Annotated in this window: 2 protein-coding genes; one reads left to right on the plus strand and one right to left on the minus strand. The window is 52.1% G+C overall.

Translation table 11 applies throughout. From position 1 onward, the window contains the following. Window positions 1-1,194, plus strand: a 1,194-nt coding sequence (locus tag AACZ40_RS28905; RefSeq protein ID WP_339677141.1) for a thioredoxin family protein, incomplete at its 5' end; no start/stop codon positions are given. A 66-nt stretch (window positions 1,195-1,260) separates the two neighbouring features. Here AACZ40_RS28905 and AACZ40_RS28910 read toward each other — a convergent pair. Continuing rightward, a complete protein-coding gene (locus AACZ40_RS28910) occupies window positions 1,261-2,559 on the minus strand; it encodes a glycosyltransferase family 87 protein (RefSeq protein ID WP_291176578.1) in 1,299 nt (432 codons plus the stop codon). Between the last annotated feature and the right edge of the window lie 259 nt (window positions 2,560-2,818).

Raw genomic sequence — 2,818 nt, forward strand, 5'->3', positions numbered from 1 at the left:
ACGATTCTCCTTCAGTCCCTGGCAACGGTCCGGGGACAGCTGATCGACAAGGAGACCGGAAAACCCTTCAAAAACAGAGAAATCCGCTACGGCGTCCATGTGCATATCGGCGATGACAACGCTCCCTTTCAGACTCAATATGGAGGCACGACATTCTCTGATGAATCGGGTCATTTTGAACTCGAACACCTCGTTGTGGGGCCGGAATATCACATCACTTTGGTCAATCGCCCCGAGGATCAGCCCGATCGTATCACCTGGCAGCCCGTCAAAAAGATCACGCTCAAAGACAGCCATCCGCTGGACCTGGGACGGGTGGAAGTCGAACCACCTTATCAACCACCCACACTTGAAGAACGTATCGCGGCAGCATTCGTTTTGAAGAAAACGCCTCTCGAACGATTTACCTATGACAGAAAAATCGGTGGGCTGACAATGCAGTACCCCCTGATCCTGTTCGGCGAGCCAGAATCGAAGGCGATCAGGGAACTGTTGGCCCTCCGCTTTGAAGACGACGAAATCAGCTCAAAGCTCGATTCCTACCTGGTAATCCCCGTCGATACGACAGAGAGTAAACGCACAGCCGCCCAGGCACTCGCCGAGGCAATGGGCATCAAACTGAACTTTGATTCCGCTGGTTTGGAACTGTACGTCACTGACACCAGTGGAAAGCAACGCGCTCACGCTGATTTAGCCGCTCTGTCCACCGATGGAAAAGTAAGTCAGAAAAAACTGCTCAAGTTTCTGGAGACAAACCAGGTTCCAAAACTCGACGCCCGCGAACTGCTGGACGCCGCTCTCAAACAGGCGAAGGAACAGAACAAACGTGTGATCGTACAGGCAACGGCGACCTGGTGCGGGCCCTGCCGACGACTTTCCCTCTACCTGGACGGGGAACGCAAACTCTCGGAACGCGACTATATCTGGGTCAAGATGGATTACCGCTGGACTGGTGCGTACAAAATCATGGAGAAAATGCGCGGCGGGGCGCAGGGCGGTATTCCCTGGTGGGCTATCTTAGATAAGGACGGCAAGGCCATGGTTACTTCCACCACTGAAGCAGGCGAAAACATCGGCTTCCCCAGTTCCTCTAGTGACCGTGAGCACTTCCGCGGCATGCTGGAAAAAACCGCCATTCGTCTCAACGACATGGAAATCAACGAACTCGTCGAAGGGCTGAAACAGAAGGATTAAGGCACCGGATACGCTTTATTGTCGGTCTAGGTGCCTGGGAGATGTTCCAGTGACTCCGGGAACAGGTTAAGTTTCGGGTGTCGACGGTTTCTCTTTCTCAGCTTCCCTCCGTGTCACACTTTGATGGCGGCTCAATAGAAAGAAGATGATGCCGATAAAGGCATACGTGGCGATGTGATAGGTGCTCATCACTTCGCTGTAAAACTTGCCGATAAAAGTACGGTTCAGAATCAGAATCAGAAACACAAACAGGCCGATGCCGATTTTCAATGGCTTTGTGAAATTCTGACGACTCGTGGCACAACGCAGCAGCAGGTACATGCCCGGAAAAATTCCGACGCAGTGCTGCCCCCAGGTGACAGGGGAGTACAGCAGTATCATGATGGAGATGATTGCGCACTCCCACAAAATGCGTTCGTCGTTGCGGTCGTCATAATGCCTGCGAAATTTCCAGCCAATAAATACCAGAAAGCAGAGCATGACCGCTTTAATGATCCGCAGCGACGTTTGCGGCGAGAGATCCAGAAAATCAATATACAACGGCGAATCCAGTCGGGCTTCATGTTCTTTGGGATAGTGCATCAGGTAGCGGGCCAGCGAGGGTTTGAACGACATGTTGGCCAGTGGGATCTCGCCTCCCATCCAGCGGATCGGGTTGGGTTCCAGCATGCCTTTCTCGACATTTTTTGCCCAGTGCTCAAAGGTCCGGCGGTATTCTGTGTAACCCAGTTTGAACATGGGTGAGAGCGTGAAAAACGCAGCCGCCAGGAACGTATAGATTGCCATTTTCCATTCCCGCTTGAGAATGAAATACACCCAGAACAGCGAAGGCGTGCATTTGAGGGCCATCGCGAACCCGAGGGGAATGCTGCCCCAGAGTTCCTTTTTCCTGGTCCAGAGATAGACCCCCAGCCACGAGAACGCCACTAAGGCCAGGTTCACGCCACACTCCAGCATGTCCCTGATCAGGTAGCGACTGGACAGAAAAATCGCCGCCGTCACAACCCAGAACAACTGGTTCCGCAGCAGAGGGAAATGACTTTCACTCATGCGGTTTAAGATCCAGATTAACAGAAACAGGGCGATGAAAAAAATCGGGTAGATCAGCAGATAAGCCGTCTGCATCGAGAAGCTGGCCAGCGGCGCATGCACGAAACCCCAGAAGGGCGGATAGGGATAATTGTGATTGTTGAGGTAGAGAAATTCGCCGGTCGCGATCAATTCCCCCGAGCGCCAGTGCAGATGAAAATCACCCGGATTTTTTTTCGCGATCTGGACAAACTGGATGATCGCAATGACGACTCCCAGCGTGATCACCACGCTCTGCCAGAAGCGATTTTTATCAGCCCACAGCGATTTCAGCACGACGACTCCCTTCCGTAACGATAACACGATCCATGTAAAGGGAGCTTTTCGAGGGCTCCACGCCGCGGATTGTAGCAGAATCCCTTCAAAATACAGTCCCTGTTTAACACTGCAACTTCTCAGAATCCGGGATTTCTGGTCCTCTCAAGAAAATGAACTCAGCGATTTTACCGCTGTTTGCAGAATTCTGAAATATTGATCTACATCGACCGTGATGTTTTCTACCGCGCGACGCCTTTCAGAGAAGTAAAGCCGTTTT

The sequence above is a fragment of the uncultured Gimesia sp. genome, from assembly GCF_963972345.1.
In the GTDB taxonomy this organism is placed as follows: domain Bacteria; phylum Planctomycetota; class Planctomycetia; order Planctomycetales; family Planctomycetaceae; genus Gimesia.